This window comes from Actinosynnema sp. ALI-1.44 (genome assembly GCF_001984155.1).
Taxonomy (GTDB): domain Bacteria; phylum Actinomycetota; class Actinomycetes; order Mycobacteriales; family Pseudonocardiaceae; genus Kibdelosporangium.
On record NZ_MTQO01000024.1, the window covers coordinates 17,105 to 38,485 of the forward strand.

Here is a 21,381-nt window from a genome sequence, read left to right on the forward strand (position 1 = left end):
GGACTCCTCAGACTGGTGAATCGACGGACGCGGGCTGGTCGCGCGGCAGCAGGCGGCGGCAGGCGGTCAGGCAGGACCGGGTGAGGGCGGCGGCCATGTCGGTCACGTTCTGGTCGGTGAGCACCACGATCAGTTCCGCGGTGAACTCCTCCTCCCCGGTGACGGCGGCGCCGGTCGTGACGACGACGGTCCCGCCGAGGTCGAGCGACAGGCCACGCAGCACGCGAGCGGGGTCGTGTTCCGGCGAGACCACCTGTGTTCCCCGGTGGGCGACCACCTTGGTGTAAGCGGGTTTGAACGGGTTGACCGAGGCGCGCGCGACGAACCGCACCTTGCCGACGGGCAGGCTGCGCGTGCGGCGGACGACCGGGGTGAACTGGTCGGGCCGCGGCCAGTCGGTCCTGCCGTCCTGGGGGATGATCTCGATCGTCGTCCCTGGCACGACCCGGACGGGGACACACGCGACCCGCAGCGTCCGCGCGCGTTGGAACCGGGCCAGGACAAGCACGTTGAACAGCGACATCAGCAGCAGCGGCACGAAGCCGATGACGGCCAGCGCGATCCACACCGCCCAGAAGTCGATGTCCCGCGCGATGTCCAGTGCGAACGTGACCGGGACGTCCGACTGGTACTCGGTTCCGCCGTCCGGTTTCACCCGCAGGGACACGGTGCCGTCCGCGCGGCCGGTCCACCCGTGGTCGGCGCCGAACCGGAAGGTCAGTTCCCTGTGCTGACCGTGGTCCACCCGGACGCAACTGTCCGGTGTGGACGCCTCGGGGGTCGTGGTGGTCGCGATGTGCACGGGCACGCCGGTGAAGCGGCTGTTGCCGTTGTCCACCCACACGCAGCCGCCTGCCGCGGGTGCGCTGATCCTGACGGTGCCCTGTGTCGTTGCGGTGCCGAGCACCGACGGCAGCGCGAGGCTGGCAGGTTCGAGCGTCAGCGGTGTGATCACTGTGACGTCGGTGACCAGCGGCGGTGGGCTGATGTCGATGCCGGACGGTGTCCGCACGCTCAGCCCGATGGTCAGCTTCACCTGGGTGGAGTGCCATTCCGGGGGCGGGTCGAACGTCACCGCGACCGTGCCGTCCGGTTCGGTGGTCGTCCTGGCCGCGCGCCGGTCGTCGCCGTCGGCGATCGCCACGGTCAGCTCGGGGCGGATCCGGTCCAGGTGGAGTCGCGCGTCGGCCGGGCTCATGGTCTTGACCGCGAGCGTCCACTGTTCGCCGCGCACGAACCGCGGTTGCCGGACGATCCGCTGTTCGAGGTCGCCGATCAGGTAGACCCGGCCGCCCTGGGCCTTGCCCGCGCCGCCGTCCAAGCCGACTTTCCACGTGCCGCGCCACTGCCCCGCGTTGGACCTCGGCAGTTCCCCGCTGACGGTGACGATGTCGTCGCCGAACCACGCCCAGCGCAGCTTCGCCCCCGCGGCCTCCCTGGCGTCGCCCGCGCCCGGCCGGTCCAGGTTCACCGGCGGTCCCGCAGGCGGTTGCAACGTCACTGCCGCGCCCGCTCCGCCGGTGTGGATCAGGACGTAGAAGTTGCGCAGCACGTCGTCGAGTTCGAAGGAGCAGCCCTGGCCGCCGCACAGCTGGGCCGGTTCGCCCGCCGCGCGGACCTTCTGCATCAGGTCGGAGAAGGCGTCGACGAGCCCGGCGTCGTCGCCGGATGGGACGTACACGCCCCAGTCCGCCCCGCTCTGGCTGCCGCAGCCCAGGGTCAGCCACCGCAGGAACTCCTGTCCCGCGACGGAGAAGTCCTGTTTGGTCAGCGCGACGGTCAGCAGCGGCACCCGCTCGGCGCGCATCCGGTCGAGCACACCGTTGGGGTCGCAGAGTTCCCGCTTGCCGCGCTCCTTCTCCGCCTCGTTGCCGGGGGCGCTGTCGAGCGGGTCGTAGTCGCCGTCGGTGAACCAGAGCAGCGCCTGGCACGGCGGTTTGCCACCGGCGGACGTGGCGGTCGCGGCGTGCTCGGCCAGTTGTTGCCGTGCGCCGCGCAACGCGGCCGCGTAGTCGGTTCCCACGATGTCGTCGCGGTCGGCGAACCCCGAGACGTCGGCGTTGATCGCGGGCGCGTCGGCGACCAGGTCGCGCCACGGGCCGGGGCTGAACCCGCGCGCGAAACCCGCGAGGCCGACCTGGACGCGGACCGGTTTGGCCGGTGCCATCACAGCGGCGTCGGTGAGCTGCCGCAGCCCGTGCAACGCGACCTGGGCCGCGCGGACCCGTCTGGCCGGTTTGTCGGTGCTCTGCAGGCTGCGCGACTCGTCCATCAGGATCAGCACGTCCAGCGCGCCGCGCTCCTTGACGCAGCCCGACAGCTGCGACATCGCCGGTTCGGCAGGCGCGGTCGCCGCCGCGGCAGGCGCCGGAAGCACCGGCAGGACGAGCAGCGCGGCGGCGAGCGCGACGCGGGGCAGTCTCATCCGGACACCCACCAGGTCGCGAGGTAGTAGCCGTGGCCGAGGCCGGCCAGCCAGCCCGCGACGGCCGCGCCGACGACCGGGCCGTTGCTGAACGAGGTCGTGCTGAAGTCGGGGCGCCCGCTCAGGGCCCTGACCCGCAGCCGGTGCAGCACGAGGCAGATCATCGGAATCCACGTGCCCGCCACCCAGCCGAGCACGTGAATCACGAACAGATCCCATTCCCGCGGTGTGTACAAAAATAAACAGACAGCGCCGAGAACCGCGGCCGCCGAGATGACCAAAGGCCATCTGGGCGGCCGCGTTCCGCGCCCGTAACGGACATTATCGGCAACGACAGTCACTGACTCCCCAATTCGCTGTGTACCGATGGCCGCGACTGTGTACCACATCCGGCAGACACATTCGCACCCGACCTACCGCCGTATGGAGTCTTGCTAAAGTGCTCCAGCACATGACGCATCGGGTGATCGGGAGCGGGTGCGTGGCACAGTCGAGAAGAACCGCTTTATTGATCAATGTAGAAAGCTTTTTCGCAGGTCAAGTGCTACTCGACAAGGACGGTGAGCCCCGTTCTCCCGAATTTGGCGAACTACCGTACGGCCACGAGACCGCACACCTCGCTGACGTGCTGCAACGCGGTTTTCATTTCGACGTCGGGACGCACAAGGACCCGTCGTCGACCAAGCTCGGCGAGCTGGTCGAAAGTGCCATAAGGGCACATCACCAGGACGACGTGGTCCTCATCCACGTTCTCACTCACGGTGTGCCGAACCCGGATTTCTACGGGATGTACGCGATAGGCAATGACGGCGAACGCGTCAAGCAGGCGGATGTGGCCAATTGGCTCATGGTGTGCGCGGAACGTGCCAGAAACGGGCCACACGTGTTGTTCCTGCTGGATCTGTGCGGTGCGGGCGAAGCCGTCCGGTTCGACGACGCGATCCGCCGGACGAAGGCGCACCGGACCTGGATCGTGGCCGCGGCCCACGCCGGGACCGGCGCCTTCGACGCGCGGTTCACCCGGGCGGTCGGCCACGTGCTCGAGCGGGTCACCGGCGACCGGCGACCGGGGCTCGACCTCAGCAGCGGACACAGGTTCCTGCCGCTGGACACGTTCGCCCGGCAAGTGGGCACGACCGTCACCGACCTCGCCGACGCCGAGGGCAGAGCCGCCCGGCAGACGGTGACCGGCACGAGAGTCGACATCGCCGCGTCGGACGTGGTGCTGGTGCCGTTCTTCCCCAATCCCCGCTACCGCGCCGAGGCGCCCGCACCACGGGTGGTGCCGTCCGGATCCGGCTACGACCGGCAGGCCGGGCACTTCCTGAGCGCGGCGAGCGGGCATCCGGTCGCCGAAGCGGGCAACGGCCTGTTCACCGGCCGGACCCAGGAGTTGAACACCCTGTTCGGCCGGTTGACCGGCGAACCGGCGACGCTGGTGGTCACCGGCCGCGCGGGCGTGGGCAAGTCGGCGCTGCTGGGCATGCTCGTCTGCACAACACACCCGCAACTGTCCACAGTAGCCACCGAGATGACGCGGCCACTCGCGGTCCCGTTGCCCCAGGGGCGGATGGCCGCGGTAACCGCACGGGAACTGGATCTGACAGCGATCGTCGTCGCGCTGGGCGCCCAGCTGAAAGGCGCGCGGGACGCGCGGACGCCCCAGGCGCTCATCGACGCGATCCGGCGCCACGGCGAGCAGCCCGTCCTCGTCGTCGACGCGTTGGAAGAGGCGCTCGACCCCTCGGCGGTGCTGACGGAGTTGTTGCTGCCCCTGAGTTCCCCGCGGATCTGCCGGTTGCTGGTCGCGGCCCGCTCGGCCGAGTCCGTCGCCGGGCTGCCTGCCGAGCCGATGGACCTGGACAGCGCCGACCCCGAGCAACTGCGCGACGACCTGGAGGAGTACGCGACCCGGCTGCTGCGCCGGCTGCCGCCCTACAGCACGAGCGAGTACGTGAGCGCCCGAGCCCACCTCGCGGCCGCGATCGCCGAAGCGCTGACGTCCGGCGAGCGGAGTGTCTGGGGCGAGTACCTGATCACCCGCCTGTACGTGCAGCACATCGCCGACCGCGAGCCGGTGCGGGACGAAGCGGCCGCGCGGGAGCTGGGGCGGTCGGTGCCGTTGAACCCCGCGGACCTGCTGGACGCGGACCTGAGCAGGCGCCCGTCGTGGGTCCGCCCGGTGCTGTCGGCGGTGGCGTGGGCCCACGGCGACGGCATGCCGTCGGAGGTGATGCCCGCGGTGGCGTCCGCGTGCACGGACGATCCCCACCTCCGGCCGACGGACGAGCAGGTCGCGGATATCCTGGCCACCAACGGGAGCTACCTGCGGCGGATGCCGGGCAGCGATGGTTTCGTCCGCTACCAGCTGTTCCACGAGGGCCTCGCCGACCGGCTCCGCGACAGGTCACGCGCCGCGGCGGTGTTCGACGCGCTGATCAGCACGGTGCCGGGCCGGTGGGATCTCGCCTCGCCCTACGTGCGGCAGCACGCCCTGGACCACGCGCGTGACGCGGACCAGGTGGACAAGTTGGTGCTGGACCCGGCTTTCCTGCTGAGCGGACCACCGGAGGATCGCATCGCGTCCTTCGAACAGCTCGGTGACCGGGCGGCGGCCCAGGTCGCGGTGCTCAAGGCGGCCAGGGCCATGCCGGACGACATCGATCCCGACCGGAAACGAGCCGAACTGGCCGTCGAGGCGCTCCGCCACCGCTCCCCCGAGCTCGCCGGGGCCCTGTCCGGCGGCCTGCGCCCGATCTGGCACGTCGCCCTGCCCACGGGGCGCGACGCCCCGGAGTCCAGCCGGAGCACACCGATGTTGGTCGTCACCGGCGGCACCTCACGTGTCGAGGTCTACCACCTGAGCGATCCGCCCAACCTCGCATACTCGTACAAGCACGTGAGTTCCATCCGGTGTGTGGCGACTGCCCGGTATCGCAACGAGAACGAGATCCTCTGCGGCGGCAACGACCACAGCATCTCGGTGTGGCCACTGCGGCACGTGTCGGTGCCGCGGTTGGTCCTGAAAGGTCACCGCGGCCCGGTGCGCTGCATCACGTCCACAGTGGTCGGCGAACAGACGATCGCGGTCTCGGGCGGGGCCGACCGCACCGTGCGCCTGTGGGACCTGGAAACGGGTGAACTGCTCGACACGATCACCACCTACGACGGGCCGATCCTCGACCTCGCGGTGATGAAACCCCCCAACCGCCGCAAAGTCGTCGTGGCCAGAACAGCTCACGGAACGCACACCAGGGACTTGCTAGAGCCACGGCGGACACGCGAGAACCAGCGGCTGCAGAAGGACGACGCCGTCCTGTTCCCGCTCGCGGACGACAACGCGGCCCTCATCACCATCCACGGAGACTGGTCGACCGCGCCGAGCCGCTCCGCGGAGCTGCGTGTCAATGACCTGAGTTCGCACAAGCTCATGAAGAGCGTGCGTCAACAGGGCATGGTGACCGCGGTGTGCACAGGACAAGTGGCCGGGCAGCCGACCATGGCGGTTGCCACGAGCGACGGCTCGGTCTGGCTCCACGGTCTCGACAGCGACGAGCCGCCGACAAGCTTTCCGTTGTCGGTACAGGCACGCGGTCTGGCGCTCACCGAGATCGAGCCCACGGCTCGTGTCCCGGCAGCACGCTCCATCGCGGCAGGCCCCGGCTACGGCGGCACAGTGCTCGCTGTCGGCGACCGCGACAGCGTTCACGTCCACCATCCCGCGACAAGCTGGTCGGTGACAGCCGCTCATGAGACGTTCGCCGCGGTGCAAGTGCGGCCGCTCGACGACGGTGCCGTCGTGCACGCACACGTCGTGGGCGGCAGGGCCTTCTCCTTTCACCCGCTCAGCCGGAACGCGCTCGACCTGCCCGTGCCACCGGCAGCGCCCGTCGCGAAGGACAGGGACTGGGTGCTGACCGCCCACGGCGCGATCACAGCGCGGATCGACAACGACGGCGCGCTCACCGCCGGTGCACACCGCCTGGTCGGGCATCACGGGGCCGTTCGTTGTGTGGCCGCGTGGCGCTGGGACGGCCGGGCGCTCGTCGTCTCCGGCGGTGCCGACTCGACCATGCGGATCTGGGACGCCGAGCGCGGTCTGCAGCTGCGCCGGTTCTGGCTTCCCGCGCCCGCGAACGCCATCCGGGCGTCCGGCAGCACCGTTCTCGTCGACATGGCGGAAGAAGCGATCGCGTTCGAACTCAGGGAGGAACACCTGTGATCCCGGTTGTCGGAGTGCACGGCGTCGGTTACCACATGCCCGGGTACACGCCCGCCGACGCGGCCACGACGCTGGCCAGGTCATGGTCGGCCGCGCTGGCGAAGGGAATCGGCGAGGACCACGGCTTCGACGTGACGATGGCGTACTACGCGCACCATCTGCGGCCCGACCACACACGCCAGTCAGCCGACGACTTCGACGATCTGAACGATCTCGACGACGAGGCGATGGAGATGCTGCTCGCGTGGGACGCCGAGCTGCGCGGGTTCGAGCAGGTTCCGCAGGGCTGGCCGACCATGCCGCCACGCCAGCTGATCAGCGGCATGGCGTCGTTCGGCGGGTTCGCCGCGGTCCCGTTCCACGCCTTCGCGCTGCTCGTCATGCGCGACGCCACCACCTACCTGGGTGCACGCCATGCGGCGAAAAGGCAGAACGCCCGTGACGCCGTGGCGAAGTCCATCCGGAACAGCGGCGCGCGGATCGTGCTGGCGCACTCGCTCGGCTCGGTCGTCGCCTACGAGGCGCTGTGGGCCTGTCCGGAGCTGGCGGTCGACCTGCTCGTGACGTTCGGGTCCCCGCTCGGGATCAGGGGGTTCGTGTTCGACCGGCTGGTCCCACGGCCGGACAGGCCCGGCAAGCGCCCACCCGGCGTCGGGCGCTGGGTGAACATCGCCGATCCCGGCGATGTGTGCGCGGTGCCGCGCTGGCTGAGCAGATCGTTCGACGTGGACGAGGATTTCGAGGCTCCGATCGGGACCTTCGGCTACCACAAGGCCGTCGGCTACCTCGCCTGCCCGGTGATGGCGGCGACATTGCGGTGACCGTCATCTCGTGAGTCCATCCGGAGCAACCTCCCCGCCGTGGACTTCAGTACTGTTCGTGGCGACAGGGGGAGGCTGAGTTGCGACGGTATCTGCGGCCACAGACGGACGTCCCGGCGGTCGAGGACTGGTCGACGGCGCTCATCCTCAAGGAGAACCGGGCGTTCGCGCCGATCGCGTTCGCCATCTCGGTTTCCTTCGCCGCCGTGGCGTCGTGCGTCGCGATCTTCCTGCCGGGCAGTCCGGGCAATGTGGCCACTGTCGTGGTGCTCGGCGCGCTGAGCGTGCTGACGTCGCTGAGCGTGGTGGCCGCTGTCGTGGAATCGGCGCCCGCCCGGCGTGGACGGCTGAACTCGCCGTGGCGCCGGTGTTCGGCCACGGTCGCGGCGCCCATGCCGGACAACCCGTGGTTCCAGCGGTTGCTGGTCTTCGACGAACCGGGCACGCTCGTGTTGCGCGGCACGTCGTTGGAAGGCGCACTCGACCTCGTGCTGGATCAGCAGGAGCTGTTCCTGTGCGGCCCGGACGAGGAAGGCCGGGCGATCATCCGCGTGCCTGGCCTGTGCCAGCTGTACCACGCGCGCGTGGACCCGTTGCTCGAAGCGGCGGACGTCCGCCCCATGGAACGCGAGCCGGCCGTGTCCAGCCGCCCACTGGACGACCCGGCGGTGGCGCACGCGTTCCGCTATTTCCGGTGGGGCACGAGGCAGTGGGTCTTCCCGGTGATCCCCGGCGCGGTCGGCTGTGCGCTGGTCGGCCTGAGCATCCGGCCGCTGGCGATCGCGGGCCTGGTCACCGGCGGGCTGCTGCTGCTCGCCGCCGGGATCGCCACGTCGTTGCTGGCGCTCGCCCCGTTGTACCGGCAGGCCGTCGACCGGCTGGAGGCGGCGACCGAGTGGACGACCGTGCCGTTCACCTTGTTCCCGTGGGAGCCCGCGCAGGAGGTGGCCGGGTTGGCCCAACTGCCGGGCGGCGGGATGGCGTTGGTGCAGTTCCCCTTCCCGAACTCGGTGCTGATCGCCAACATCGCCGACACCGGCACCCTCTGGGTCGCCGGATCGCTCACCGACCAGGCAGTCGCGGTCGGCATCCCCCGGATCACCGTGCTGTCGCTCGCTTTGGTGCAACCCGACCGCGACACCCCTGACGACAAGCCGCAACCGTGGCTGCTGCGCGGCAACGAACCGTCACTGCGCCGGATCCCCGTGCTCAATCGCTGAGCCCGGTCCGCCCGCCTGGCAGAACTCGACGCTCGTCGACGGCGATCTGGAATCGTTGACACAAGATGTCAGGGTTTGTGGGGATCATCGTGTCATGCGTGAAACGCCGGAGGAGCTCACCGAGCTCCAGGCCCTCCTCGATGCCTCACTCGCCCGTTCCACCTCGCACCTGCGTTCGATCATCGACACCGGCAGGACACTGACCGCGGCACAACTCACCCAGGTCCTCACCGGCATGTGCACCCTCGCACTGTCGACGGTGACCGCGACGGGCGAGCCGCGGATCAGTGGCGCGGACGGGCACTTCCTGAACGGCAAGTGGCACTTCGGCACGGCCCGCACCGCCGCGAAGGCCCGCCACCTCGCGGCCCGGCCGGCTGCCAGCGTGGCACACATGCGTGGCGAGGACCTGGGCGTGTTCACGCACGGCACCGTGGAAATCCTCAACCCGGCGGACGGCGAAGCGGCGGCGGACTGGCCGCGTCTGCTGGCGTACCTCAAGGACTTCTACGGCGCCGACGACGCGTTCGACTGGGACAACGACGTGGTGTACTACCGGCTGCGTCCACACTGGATGACCGTCTACGCCCCGGATGCCGGGAAACTCATCCCGTCATAGCCGTGCGCACGTGGTCGGCGATCAGCCGGTACGTGCGTTCGGTCAGAGCCCGCGTGCCGAAGCCCAGGATGTTGTACCCGTGGTCGGTGGCGGGGACATCCTGGTGTTCGACCAGGGCGCCCGCGGTGCGCAGTGCTTCGGCGTAGCGGATGCCCTCGGCACGGAGCCGGTCGAACTCACAGGTGACGACGAGGGCCGGGGCGATTCCGGTGAGGCCGTCCGCGTTGGCCTGCCACGCTGGTGAGACGAGCCGGTCGCGGCGAATGGCGGGATCGGGGACGTAGGCGACGTCGAACACGTCGGACATCCACGGCCGCATGATCGGCTTGTCCACGGTGGACGGCTTGTCGCGCAGGTGCGTGACCAGGTCGAGCGGCGCGTACTGCAGGACCTGCAACGCGATGTGAGGACCGTTGTTCTCCCAGGCGAGGCGCGCCGCCGCGGCGGCGAGCCCGCCTCCCGCGCTCTGACCGCCGACGCAGACGCGTTGGCCGTCCCGGGCGGCCCACGTGACGACGTCGAAGAATCGCGTCCGTCATGTCCAGGGTGTTCGTGCCGCCTTCCCGCGGTTCGATCGCGGTTCGCCCCATGAACCAGGAGTCGACGCCGGGGCCGGTGGCGATGGCGTCCCACACCTGTTGCGGGGTGGCGGCCACCGCGATCTCGTCGGCGATCTCGAAGTCGCGTGCCATGTCAGGAATCTCCGTCCTCGGCCGGTTGGGGCCTGGGATGCAGGGCGATCAAGATCCGGTGATCACGGCCGCCGGGCGTGTTCTCGTCGTGGTACCGGCTGATCAGCGCGGCGACCGTGGTGGTCAGTTCCTCGGTGAAGGCGGCCCGGTCGGCGGGGTTCGCGAAGCGCACCTCCGCGTCCAGCCCGAAGGTCGCCAACGCCTTGCGGGCCTTGGTGGCGCCCGTGATCAACGCACCGACCTCACGCACCAGCCGGGCGCCCACCGCGATCAGCCAACCGGCCGACAGCCGGTCCGGCGAGCGCGCCGGGTCGGGCTGGACGGCGGCCAGGACAGCCGGGGAGATCACATAGGACCGCGCCGACGCCCGCATCAGGCGCTCGGTGACGTTGCCCTTCTTGCGCTCCTCGACCAACTCGATCAGGCCGTGCCGTTCCAGCTCCCGCAGGTGGTAGTTGACCTTCTGCCGGGCGAGTCCGACCCGCGCGGCCAGCATCGTGGCCGAACCGGGCTCGGCCAGTTCGGCGAGCAGCCTGGCCCGCATCGGGTCCATGCACACCTCGGCTACCGCCGGGTCCTCGATCACCGCCACGTCCACCATGCGACAACCCTCGCACCGACAATCCAAACTGTCAAGACAAAACTTTTTGTCGGTGAGGTCGTGCTGGGCGGACCAGCGGTCGGGAAGTGTGGTTCAGCGTTGCTGATCGCCGCCGATCCCTGGGCGGTTGTGGTGCGTGCGATTCGACGCACGGTGGGTCCCTCATGCGGGTAGACGTCGCGTTCCTCTCAGCGCTGTTGGGCCGTTCGGGTTACGTTCGAGACGAAAGGCCAGGTCAGCGACGACAGGCGAAGGCGGCGGTGATGGCAGGCTCGGCACTCGGTCACGCTGAGGTCCCGCCCTGGATCGAGCCGATGCTGGCCAAGCCCGACCGGGGTCGGCTCCCCAGCGGGCCGGAATGGACCTACGAGTACAAGCTGGACGGCTATCGAGCGTGTATGCAGGTCGCCCCGGATGGGACCACCGTGCTCACCAGCCGCAACGGCATCATCTTCACCAACGAGTTCCCCTCGCTGTCCGGCGTGCTTGCCCCAGCCCTGGAGGGTCGATCCGCCGTGCTGGACGGCGAGATCGTGGTCTACAACGACGCGGGGCAGATCGATTTCGGCGCGTTGCAGGAGCGACGTGGCCGCTACCGCAGACACGCCAAGCTCACCCGCGGCGGCACGCCGTTTGAGGACGTCGACGTCCGCTTCCTCGCGTTCGACCTGCTGCGACTGGGCGACGAAAGCCTGCTGGACGCACCCTACGACGAGCGTCGGGCACAGTTGGAACGGTTGCCCATGCCCGATCCATACCGCGTCGCGGTAGTGCCCGCGTTCACCTTCGACGCGCTGGCGGCTGACCGGATCACTCCCGAGAAGCTGCTGGACCGGGTCACCCGCGCAGGCCACGAGGGGCTGATCGCCAAGCTGCGGACGTCAACCTATGTACCGGGGCAACGGCCGGACTCGTGGATGAAGCACCCGTTGACCCAGACCCAGGAGGTGATCGTGTGCGGCTGGCGGCCGGGCCAGAACCGGCTCGCCGGGACACTCGGCGGTCTACTCCTGGGAGCCCATCACCCGGACACCGGGGCACTCCAGTACATCGGGGATGTGGGCACGGGTTTCTCGGAGAGTTCCCGCAGAGACCTACAGGCGCGGCTGGAACCCCTCGAACGCCCAACTCATCCGTTCGCTGAGACACCGCCGCGTGACGACGTGCGCCGAGCACGGTGGGTGGAGCCCGTGTTGGTGGGCGAGGTCGTGTACCGGCAGTTCACCCGCGGCGCGGGACGTCTCCGGCACACCGCGTGGCGTGGGTTGCGTGAGGACAAGGCGCCCCAGGGCGTCATCGCCCCCACCAGTCAGCTGGCGATGTCCACGCCACAACCCGCGGAGTCCTCCACGCCAACTGTGCGGTCACCGGGCAACAAGGTCGTGGTGCAAGCAGGGGCCCGGCGGCTTACCCTGTCCAATCTGGACAAGCTGATGTACCCGGCGACCGGGTTTACCAAGAGCGCGGTCATTCGTTACTACACCCTGATCGCCCCAGCGCTGCTCCCGCACGTGGCGGGTAGGCCGATCACGACTATCAGGTTCCCGGACGGTGTTGAGGGGCAGCGGTTTTTTCGAGAAGAACGCGCCACGCGGCGCACCCGACTGGCTACCCACCGCCCGCCTGCCCAGCAGTGGGTCACGCGGCAGTGGCGACGTGATCGAGTATCCGCTGTTCGACGAACTGGCCGCGCTGGTCTGGGCTGCGAACCTCGCCGCGCTGGAACTTCATGTACCACAGTGGACGGTAGGCGCCAGTGGGCAACGGCGGATGCCTGACCGGCTCGTATTCGACCTCGACCCCGGGCCAGGCGCGACGGTTGTCGAGTGCGCCAGAGTCGCGGAGCGGCTCTACGAGACCCTCGTCTTGGATGGCCTGACTCCGGTGGCCAAGACCAGCGGTTCCAAGGGAATGCAGGTGTACGCCAGCGTGCGCACCCGTACACCGGATCGCACGTCGACCTACGCGAAAGCCATCGCGCACCAGTTCGCCACTGAGACTCCGGACTTGGTCACCGCGAAGATGACCAAGGCCCTGCGCCCGGGGAAAGTGTTCATCGACTGGTCACAGAACAACCCAGCGAAGACAACTGTGGCACCGTACTCCCTGCGCGGCCGTGACCAGCCCACCGTGTCCACTCCCGTCACCTGGGACGAAGTCCGTGCTTGTACCGAGCCGTCCGACCTGGTGTTCACCGCCGACCAGGTCATCGACCGGGTCACCGAGCTCGGCGACCTGTTCGCCACGCTCACACGACCCGCACACCCCTGCTTACCTGACGTTCCGCCACCTACGGCCGAATACCGAGCAAGGCCGCACCGGGTGCCGACGAGCAGGTACGGCGCGCTGGCGGTGATCGCCTGACTCTCGCGACAACCTGCTCACCTGGGATCGTGCGCTCGCTACGGCAGGTTCGAGACTCATCAGCACACCGAACACGCGCGGCAGCATCGCACGCAGCGCCTCAAGCGGCAGACGGCTGACCAACCTGCCCGCGCCCACCACCAGCCGGTAACACCAGCAGCCACACCCACACCGGGACGCCCTCGTGAACTCCCACCAACCACACGACGACAGCCACGACCGCTGCACGCTGGTGTGACAGCCGCCCGCCCCCACAGGCAATGGCGGTGAGGCTGGCGGCGGTCCCGCCACCAGCCTCACCAGCAACCACCAGCCGTCGGTCAAGTAGACAATGACGCCACACCTTCGCCACCACAACCGGCGCCGGCACCGCCCGGACAGGTATGCCCCAAGCTTGCGGAGGGACGTATCGCTGACCTGCGGTTCGCAGGGTAGGTCTGGACAGGGGACGGTGAAGTTGTCCGGATCTACCTTGCGGATTCAGCAGCCGGTAGTTGGACGCCACCGTGGTGACAGGAGGTGAGGACGAGCTGTCGCCGCATCCGCATGGCGTCCTCATCCCCTCGTTCCGGGCCAATTCCGAGGGCCTTGGTGTCATCTGATCTGGTGGTCATTGGTGCGGTCCGTCGCTTATTGCAGATGGGTGGGCATCCGCTACAGAACCGGAACACCCACCAACCAGCCGGCTCGCATCGGGCCGGTAAGGAGGTCGACAATGATGCGTTGCCCTAGGAACGCCGCCGCCGTTACTGCGGTCATGGTCGGTGCCGCCGCGCCCGCTGCAGGGGCGGACCAGCCGCGAGCCGTGGCCGGGGCCATCGACACCACGTGCTGTTCGCCACCTTCGACAGGGACCTGGCCACCGAACTACGGGTGGCCGGATGCGTCAGCGGACCCGACTGGGGTGGCGAATTCACCATCAGCGCCGAGATGTTGCGCCTCGGCGAGACCGTCGTGGGCGATTGTGTGACGGTGGATCTGCCCGACCCGCCCGCTGAGGGCGGGCGCCCTGGGCACACCGGCGAGGCGTTCGACCAGTCCGACGTCGACCGGGGCAAAGGAACATCGCTTCCGACGGAAGCATCAGAGATGCCAGGGCGGGGAGCACATCGGTGATCTGCCCAGCCAGTCCTGCCCCGAGGATCCCGCTCACCACCAGCCGCAGCAGTTCGCCGACGAAGTAGCCCCACGGGCCCGCGGCTGTGCTGTTGGCCGTCGCACCAGCCTCGGCATCGATCTCCCCACGGCCATTTCCGGTGCTTGCGCAGCACAGCGGCGAACTCCAGACCTTCGACCACGAAGTTCCCCGCAACAGCCCACAGGGCTGCGTGCCACCACACCATCCCTAATCGGAATCGTCCGCCAAACACCGAACGAGCGGGTGAAGCGCGGCAGCGCATACATTCGTCGCTGGGGACCTCTCCCTTCCAGCCTCTGCTAGACCATGGACGCAGTCGGTCGCTATCTCTACTCGAAAGTGAGAGGGATCATGACATTGAACGCGGGGTTCATCAAAAAGATCAGAGTACTGATGCTTGCTACGGTCAGCGCCGCATTGTTGCTTGTCTCCACGGTCACCGCAACCGGGCAAACAGGGGCACACGCGGTAGAAGGCAGCGAGATGGTGCGGGTCAGCTCGCCCGGAATCGCGGCTGTCTATCAGGTCGTCAACCGGCACAGCGGAAAATGCCTGGAAATCCTAGGTTGGTCCACTACGGAGAGCGGTAAGGCTGGACAGTGGGACTGCCATGGCGGGAACAATCAGCGATGGGAATTCATACGCTACGGCAGCACGTACCGGCTGCAGAATGTTCACAGTAAACTATGCCTCTACGCGTGGAGCAAGAATAACGGCACGATAGCCGGGCAGCTTCGTTGTGACCACCCCGAGTACGAATACACCACCCGCTGGACGACCAGCGGCAGTTCGAGCAACAAGACCTGGCGCTTCAAGTCTGTCTACGGGCTGTGCCTGGAAACCCTCGGCTGGTCGACCGCGAACGGTGCCCATGTAGGCACGTGGAGCTGCACCAACGGCTACAACCAGTACTGGTCCTGATACCCCGGCTATGGCGTGGAGTATCGCCATCATCAGCGGCGGGAACAAAGGCTGGCCGGGGACTGGCTCGCCGGCACCTCTGTCCGCACATCCGCCCACACTGATCAGACTCGCTCACATCGGTGGAACACACCAAGGTCCGAGTCATGCGCTGACGGGGCGGAGGGGTGCCTCAAGTGCCGAGTGCCCGTAATCGGGCCGCCGCTCGGCGTCGTCGGGAACCACGCGGCGAAGCGGGTCGTTGAACCTGGGCTGTTGGTCCGATTCCGCTGAATGTGTGGAGGAAAGCCATCACCGCCGAGCCGTACGTTCCGAACCTGAAGGCGCTGCGCGAAAAGATCGACCAGGACACCAAACTGTTGGGCTCGCTCGACCCGGACTCCGACGTCTATCGGCGCCTGCAAGCCCGCATCACCGACCAGACCACCCAACTGCTCAACTACGAGGACACGCTCGACCGGCGACGCAAGCAGCTGGCTGCCGAAGAAGCGATCAGGGCGATGCCGCGCCCGCCGTCGCCGGCAGGTGAGGCTGCTGGCGCGGGCATGCTCTTCACCATTCCTGGCCTGCTCGTTGGCTATTTCGGCTGGGGCACGTGGTGGTTGGTCCTGGCTGGCGTCCTGCTCCTGTTCGGTGTGCCGAACCTCATCGAGGGCATCAAGCTCGCCGTCAAGAACATCTGACCCGACTCCCACACGTGAGGAGGGCTCGCCGCGTCATCCGCGGCAGGCCCTCCTCACGTTGTCGAGTGGGGCCGGTGCCACATGAGTCACGTGGTCAGGTGAAAAGTTTGGCCAGCAGTTCAGCTGCGGCCTTCGGGCCGAACTCCAGGGCGAACTGGCGGACGCTGGTGAGCAGATTGGCGAGGGCACTCTTCGCGCCGCCCGGGAGCGCGATGATCCCTCGCTGTTGGGTCCTTGGTCGTCGTGCGCACGTGAGTTCCGAAGTTCCTCGTGAACGCGAAAGTCCCGATCCGCCCTGGTCCTGGGCGGGCAAGATGATGGCCGATGCAGACCTTGAATCAGCTCAGCCTGCCCCTCGACTACCTCGCGCGACTGCGGGGCCTACTCCTGATCCGCCTCCCAATTTGAGGTGCGCCTTTCATTTCGGCTGTAAGAAGTTGCCGTGCCGATTCGGCATAGCGTATTGCGGTTTTGGGTGCGAGGCCGAAGACAACGGCGAGATGGAGAGGGTCGGGGCCGTGAGTAAGGGCTTCTTCGAGCTGCCGGTCTCGGCGCAGCCGTTCGAGGGTGGCGATTTGGCCGTGGAATGCCGTGGCGATCCAGGGGCGGCTGGTCGGGGCTGTTGTCAGTGCTGTCTTGCGGTTGATGATCACGTGGGGGTTGGCGGTGGCTGGCCACTGGACGCGTCGGTAGTTCAACCACTCGACCAGGGTTTGGTAGGTGAGTTCGTCGAGCGGGCGGGTCCGGCCGGCGATAGTCAGACGACGGTCGCCAAGGTCGAGGTCGGTCAAGCGCAGGGCACGGATGGCGCTTACGCGTGCGGCGTGCACGGCGGCAAGGGCGAGAATCAGTCGGTCGGCGGGACGGGTGGCGGCGGTGATCGATCGCTGGATGTCGCTTGTGGCGAGCGGTTGGTTCACCTTGCGTGTCTCTTCGTAGCCGCGGATGCGGCTGGTGGGGTTTCTGAATATCGCGCCGTGCTTCTTGCAGAAGCTGAACAGCGAGCGTAGGGCGGTCAAGGCTTCTCAGCTGTTCGAGAACTTCAGCGAGCACTGGCTTGAGGCCGGAGCGTTCGGCTTGGGCCTGGTTGCCGCCACCCTGGTGGTCCGCGACTCTGTGGTTCTCGCCGGAGTAGTGGTCGCATTGGTGGCGATGCATCGCGGCGTTCTTCTTGCCCAGTTCCGGCGGGCCGCCCGCACCGACGCGAAGACCGGCCTGTACTCCCCGGAGTGATGGCACCAGATGGCCCAACAAGCACTGGAACGCGCAGAGGTTCGAGGGACGGGCATGGCAGTCCTCATGCTCGACCTCGATCACTTTAAGGTCATCAACGATACCTACGGTCACATCGTCGGTGATCACGTGCTCCGGGCAGTGGCACAGGAACTCGCTGCCGAGACCCGCGACTACGACACCGCCGGCAGGTTCGGCGGCGAGGAGTTCATCGTCCTGCTGCCCGAGGTCGACGCGGAGAACGTCCGGGGTCTCCGAGCGTATCCGTCGCCGCATCCATGGCTTGATCATCCCCGCGACGACGGAGGACGACGAGACGGTCACGATCAACGACCTGACAGTTTCCATCGGCGCCGCCATGTACCCCAGCGCGGGGATCAGCACCCTTGAAGAACTCCACCAGGCCGCCGACTCGGCTCTCTACAAGGCCAAGAACAACGGCCGGGACCAGGTACACCTGGCGACCAGCCGGATCCCGCGCAGCCGGGGCCGACCGAACCTGCCTAGACCACCGACTGCCGGCCGACATGGGAAGTAAGCGGCGCTCGGCAGTGAGCCGCCGAGCCGTGACCACGCAACCGCACACCCACGCCCTACTCCGCGAGGCCGCGGTGGGAGCCGGGCAATATCGACGATCGAGACACCTCCTGTATCAAGAGCTCGGGTCCTTGGACGAGGCGCTGAGGCCAGCCTTGAGGTCGTCGAACTCCTCGTCCGTGAAGAAGAGCCGAGGACCATTGGGGCCAGCCTTGCTGTCCAAGATCGCAGCCCAACCGTCACGCTGCGCAACCTTCACACAGTTGTTGCCGTTCTCGCCGCTGAAGCTGGACTTGCGGAACTCGTGAGGGGCGAAGTCCGGTGGGGTGTTGGCCATCGAGGCCCTCCTTGACTGAAAAGCCGGTGGTGGTGCTTCAGTTGTACTCGTTGGCCACCTGACGCAGGAACTTCCGGGTCGCCTCGAAGCTCAGGGCGGCGCCTGTGAGGCGAGACCACGCCCTGTCGTGAGCAGCCACAGCCGCCTTGTCGTCGAGGTAGCGCAGCTCGCCCTCGTTCTCGGTGTAGGCAAACTCCAGCGGGCCGGCGACTCCCGGCGACGGGATCCGCAGCAGAACGAAGCGGTTGCCGATCGAGGCGCTCTGCACGCGAGTCTTGAACGGGAGCAGCTGAAGGCGCACGTTAGGCAGCTTCGACATCTCGATCATGTAGTCGACCTGTTCGCGCATGACCTCCGGCGGTCCGTACTCCCGGCGGACCGAGGACTCCGAAATGACGAACGCCACCTCGGGCGGGGCGGACTTCTTGTAGATCGCTTGCCGCGCCAGTCGCGCTTGAACGCGAGCGTCCAGGTCCGTGCCAGCGTGAGCGTGCTTGTAGAGCGCGCGGATGAACGCCTCGCACTGCAGCAGGCCCGGAGGCACCTCGCACTCGACGGTGCGGATGAGATCGCAGTGCTCCTCCAGGTCCACCATCGTTCGGAACTGCTCGCTGTAGTGGCTGCGGATGCCGGTCCACTTGCCGCGCTGGTGGTTGTTCCGGCGCAGTTCCAGCAGCACGTCCTTGTGCCACTGTTCAGTCACGCCGAGGCCATCGAGCAACAGGAGCAGGTCGCCAGGGGTGATGCTGGCTTGCCCTGCTTCCAGGGCGGCGATCTTGCTCTGGCCCTTCTCGATCAGCGCTGCCGCTTCCTCCTGTGACTTGCCTGCGAGCTCGCGCAGGTGCTCGATCTCCTTGCCGAGCAGGAGCTTCTTCGCGGTCGGCGTGACCTTGGCCATGCGGTGCCCTTCCCGAGCGGACGGTGAGCTCGTTCCATCCTCGCTGGTCACACAGCGTACTCAAGCGGAACCACCCATTCGGGTGCATATCTAAATTCCGATTATCGGAGTAGCGTCGGGAGTCAGTCCGATAATCTGACTTTAGATGACTGGACACGGTACACCGTCCATCGACCGCCACGAAGGAAGGGGGCCGCATGCCGCAGTGGCTGATCTACGTGCTCGTAGCGGCGCTAACCCTCGTGGTGGTCCTCGCTGGTCTGGGCTGGCTGGCGTGGGCCACTTGCAAGTGGCTCGACAGCCGGCGTGACCGGCGGTGTCAAGCCGCACGCGCCACGGTGTTGGCGCGTATCGCGGCCGGGCACATCAACGAGCCCCTCGGCGGGGAGGCTGCTTCCCCCGACAGCGGCCTCCCCGCCGAGGTTCCACAGCGCCGACGAGCGCCCCGGCGGTCGTCCACACCTGTTCGTCGGCCTTCAACCGATGTGCCAACTGGACGTCACGCCCGCGTTGTCCACTCCGCGAATGGAGGTGCTCCTGTTCGATCACGACGGACTGCATCTGTCAGTCCCGGTTCCTGAACCTCAGATCGAGTGTTCCGCACCCCACATGCATCAACCGGCCGCAGTCTGATCCTCGGGCTTCTACCGATCGGGCCCCGGAAATCCTGTCGCGCGGCCGTAAAGAGGCCATCGCGGCCTTGCGTGCGTGGTATGCGCTGACACTCCAACGTGTCCACAAAGGAGAGGATCAGCAGTGGCTGTCGCTACGCTTGACGATCTCGATCAGCTCGCTGGTTGCGATCCCGAATTTGGTCCCACGGCACAGCGTTGCGGCCAGTATTACAACGATCACGACTTCCCCGTCGCCCTCGACTTCCCGTCTCGGTGCATCTTCCTCAAGGTCGGCGGCCTCGTTGGTGCTATCACAACGCCCACGCCGATCGGGACAGATGTGTTGTGGCGTCTGGACACCGCGATATCCGGAGGCCCAGTGGTCATCGACTCCGGCAGGAAGCGATGGATCTTCCTTACCGGCTCCCCGCGTTCGATCAACGATGACACGGCGGTCGACTTACTCCGCCTTGGTGCGACTGTCCACAAAGGTGGCGAACGGTTGGCGCTCCCCACGCCCGAGGAAGAACAGCTCGGGCTACGGCAGTGGCAGCGACCACTGGATCGCCGGTCGAGATCTGCCTCGGCAGTCGCTCGTCAATGCCATTGATCAGGATCGCAGGCTCCGAAGCCCGGTGATCTGAAGCCCACGCACCTGGCAGGCCGAAGCCGTCTCGAATCTCCACTCTCCTGAACGCCGCCGTCCGCGCACGGCTCATCCCCGCCTCCCCCTGCAGCGGAGTCCGAGTGACATCAGGCGAGTACGAGCCCGAGCGACTGGTCGCCTCACCCGTACAAGGCCTGCGGGCAGCCATGCGCCTGTACGAATCCGGCCTCGGCATCAGTGGATTCACTCTGTGCCTCACGGATTTGTACACCGGGGCACGCTGGGGCGAGTTGGCCGGCCAGCAGCGGCATGAGTACGACGAGATGAGCAGGTCCCTGGGCATACTCGCCCCGTTCAAGGAAGTAGGTGGTGCCCTGAAGAAACATGGCCTGGTAGTCACACCAGCCGAAGAGCCCTCTCCAGCGCCCACACGCCGTCGCGGCGCTGCGGCACGCAAAGGCCGAACCAAGACGCCAGCCGGCACCCGCTGGGTACAACTCCCACCCAGCATCGCCACCTTCTACGAACTGCTGATGGACAGTCACCGCCATCCGTTCGTGTTCACCACACTGGAAGGCATGCCATGGCGGCGATCCAACTTCCGCCAACGCTACTGGCGACCAGCCTGGGACGGAGCCAACACCGACAACCCTGAAGCAAACGACCATGTTCCCGCGATCCTGCCCTGGTTCACCTTCCACGAAGGACGTCACACTCACGCCACCTGGCTCACCGAGGACGGTGTGCCGGAGGTGGCCCGACGTGCCCGGTTGGGGCAGAAGATGAAGGGCATTGCCCGGATCTACGACCACGTCACCGAGCCCATGAAACGTCAGATCATCGACGTCCTTGAGCAGAGGTGGAACGCGAGCCTGCTCGCCCTGACGGCTACGGAGCGTGCTCGTTTGACTGAGTGGTTTCCACACCTGGGGCCGGTCGTCACCAGGCTCATGATCAGGAGCCAGGACGGTCAGGAGAACTTGATCTCCAATTTCGCTCCATTTGATCACTGAAGCCCTGCCCCTCACGAGGAGGAACAGGGCTTCTGACCAGCAACTTCTTACTGGTGGGCGATACTGGGATTGAACCAGTGACCCCTACCGTGTCAACGTACGACATCATCAGGCTTGACCTGCGGAAACACGACTTCTGCACGTCATGACAGGTCCGTTGACATTCGTTGAGTGCAGATGAGACCGGTCCAACGCGCCGGGTTGCTCCCAACCTGCTCCCACGCAGCGCTCCCAACGGGGGCAGGCAGAGAGAGCCTCGTTGTTGACGGACATGACGTCTGGTCGGATGCACGATGCGTTGCGACCCCTTAACTCAAATCAACGCTTCACCGTCCGCCGACACGATCATCTCTGCGGAATCCTTCATGAGTACCGACGTGTCATTTGACCTGGATGGACGTGGTTTTCGGCACGCACAGATGCGCGCGGCCAGGAC

Annotated in this window: 15 protein-coding genes and 3 pseudogenes; 11 read left to right on the forward strand and 7 right to left on the reverse strand. The window is 67.3% G+C overall.

The window, feature by feature from the left end; translation table 11 throughout:
- Positions 1-7: 7 nt before the first annotated feature.
- A complete protein-coding gene (locus tag ALI144C_RS55195; RefSeq protein ID WP_076985294.1) occupies positions 8-2,425 on the reverse strand; it encodes a hypothetical protein in 2,418 nt (805 codons plus the stop codon).
- On the reverse strand, positions 2,422-2,631 hold the full coding sequence (locus tag ALI144C_RS02195; protein WP_143230342.1) for a hypothetical protein: 210 nt from the start codon (positions 2,629-2,631) through the stop codon (positions 2,422-2,424). Before ALI144C_RS02195 ends, ALI144C_RS55195 begins: the two co-directional genes overlap by 4 nt.
- 335 nt (positions 2,632-2,966) lie before the next feature.
- Between ALI144C_RS02195 and ALI144C_RS02200 the strand changes: the two genes are divergently transcribed.
- From ALI144C_RS02200 to ALI144C_RS02215, 4 genes are all read left to right on the forward strand, one after another.
- Complete coding sequence (locus ALI144C_RS02200; RefSeq protein ID WP_076985296.1) at positions 2,967-6,647, forward strand: AAA family ATPase; 3,681 nt, start codon at positions 2,967-2,969, stop codon at positions 6,645-6,647.
- On the forward strand, positions 6,644-7,468 hold the full coding sequence (locus tag ALI144C_RS02205; RefSeq protein ID WP_076985297.1) for a hypothetical protein: 825 nt from the start codon (positions 6,644-6,646) through the stop codon (positions 7,466-7,468). Before ALI144C_RS02200 ends, ALI144C_RS02205 begins: the two co-directional genes overlap by 4 nt.
- Positions 7,469-7,548: 80 nt before the next feature.
- Complete coding sequence (locus ALI144C_RS02210; protein WP_076985298.1) at positions 7,549-8,688, forward strand: hypothetical protein; 1,140 nt, start codon at positions 7,549-7,551, stop codon at positions 8,686-8,688.
- 94 nt (positions 8,689-8,782) lie between these two features.
- Positions 8,783-9,307, forward strand: a complete 525-nt coding sequence (locus ALI144C_RS02215) for a pyridoxamine 5'-phosphate oxidase family protein (RefSeq protein WP_076985299.1) — start codon at positions 8,783-8,785, stop codon at positions 9,305-9,307.
- Here the strand turns inward: ALI144C_RS02215 and ALI144C_RS02220 are convergent.
- Both ALI144C_RS02220 and ALI144C_RS02225 read right to left on the reverse strand, forming a co-directional pair.
- Positions 9,294-9,794 (reverse strand): annotated as a pseudogene (locus ALI144C_RS02220) (alpha/beta hydrolase fold domain-containing protein); the annotation flags it as partial. The gene ALI144C_RS02215 and the pseudogene ALI144C_RS02220 sit on opposite strands and share 14 nt — an antisense overlap.
- A 206-nt stretch (positions 9,795-10,000) precedes the next feature.
- Positions 10,001-10,600, reverse strand: a complete 600-nt coding sequence (locus ALI144C_RS02225; RefSeq protein WP_076985301.1) for an ArsR/SmtB family transcription factor — start codon at positions 10,598-10,600, stop codon at positions 10,001-10,003.
- A gap of 263 nt (positions 10,601-10,863) precedes the next feature.
- Here ALI144C_RS02225 and ligD point away from each other — a divergent pair.
- The 4 genes and pseudogenes from ligD (at position 10,864) to ALI144C_RS02250 (ending at position 15,706) form a co-directional block, all read left to right on the forward strand.
- Positions 10,864-12,964, forward strand: a pseudogene (gene ligD / locus ALI144C_RS58845) (DNA ligase D).
- 828 nt (positions 12,965-13,792) lie between these two features.
- Positions 13,793-14,080, forward strand: coding sequence for a hypothetical protein (locus ALI144C_RS02240; protein ID WP_076985304.1), 288 nt, complete (start codon positions 13,793-13,795; stop codon positions 14,078-14,080).
- A gap of 328 nt (positions 14,081-14,408) precedes the next feature.
- The gene (locus ALI144C_RS02245; RefSeq protein ID WP_083752639.1) at positions 14,409-15,023 is read left to right on the forward strand and encodes an RICIN domain-containing protein; all 615 of its coding nucleotides are present in this window, start codon (positions 14,409-14,411) and stop codon (positions 15,021-15,023) included.
- Between the two features lie 275 nt (positions 15,024-15,298).
- Positions 15,299-15,706: a hypothetical protein gene (locus ALI144C_RS02250; protein WP_076985306.1), complete on the forward strand. Its 408-nt coding sequence runs from the start codon at positions 15,299-15,301 to the stop codon at positions 15,704-15,706.
- Between the two features lie 359 nt (positions 15,707-16,065).
- Here ALI144C_RS02250 and ALI144C_RS02255 read toward each other — a convergent pair whose 3' ends face one another.
- Entirely contained in the window at positions 16,066-16,626 is a 561-nt protein-coding gene (locus ALI144C_RS02255) for a hypothetical protein (protein ID WP_076985307.1), read from the reverse strand.
- A gap of 25 nt (positions 16,627-16,651) precedes the next feature.
- Between ALI144C_RS02255 and ALI144C_RS02260 the strand changes: the two genes are divergently transcribed.
- Positions 16,652-16,939: a hypothetical protein gene (locus ALI144C_RS02260; RefSeq protein ID WP_076985308.1), complete on the forward strand. Its 288-nt coding sequence runs from the start codon at positions 16,652-16,654 to the stop codon at positions 16,937-16,939.
- 9 nt (positions 16,940-16,948) lie between these two features.
- Positions 16,949-17,477 (forward strand): annotated as a pseudogene (locus ALI144C_RS57165) (GGDEF domain-containing protein).
- A 114-nt stretch (positions 17,478-17,591) separates the two neighbouring features.
- On the opposite strand, the gene ALI144C_RS02275 reads toward ALI144C_RS57165, so the two are convergent.
- Positions 17,592-17,813 carry a DUF397 domain-containing protein gene (locus ALI144C_RS02275; protein ID WP_076985310.1) on the reverse strand — a complete coding sequence of 74 codons (222 nt, stop codon included), beginning with the start codon at positions 17,811-17,813 and terminating at the stop codon, positions 17,592-17,594.
- A gap of 37 nt (positions 17,814-17,850) precedes the next feature.
- On the reverse strand, positions 17,851-18,762 hold the full coding sequence (locus tag ALI144C_RS02280) for a helix-turn-helix domain-containing protein (RefSeq protein ID WP_237773922.1): 912 nt from the start codon (positions 18,760-18,762) through the stop codon (positions 17,851-17,853).
- A gap of 1,310 nt (positions 18,763-20,072) precedes the next feature.
- Between ALI144C_RS02280 and ALI144C_RS02285 the strand changes: the two genes are divergently transcribed.
- Complete coding sequence (locus ALI144C_RS02285; protein WP_193441143.1) at positions 20,073-20,945, forward strand: integrase; 873 nt, start codon at positions 20,073-20,075, stop codon at positions 20,943-20,945.
- Positions 20,946-21,381 lie beyond the last annotated feature (436 nt).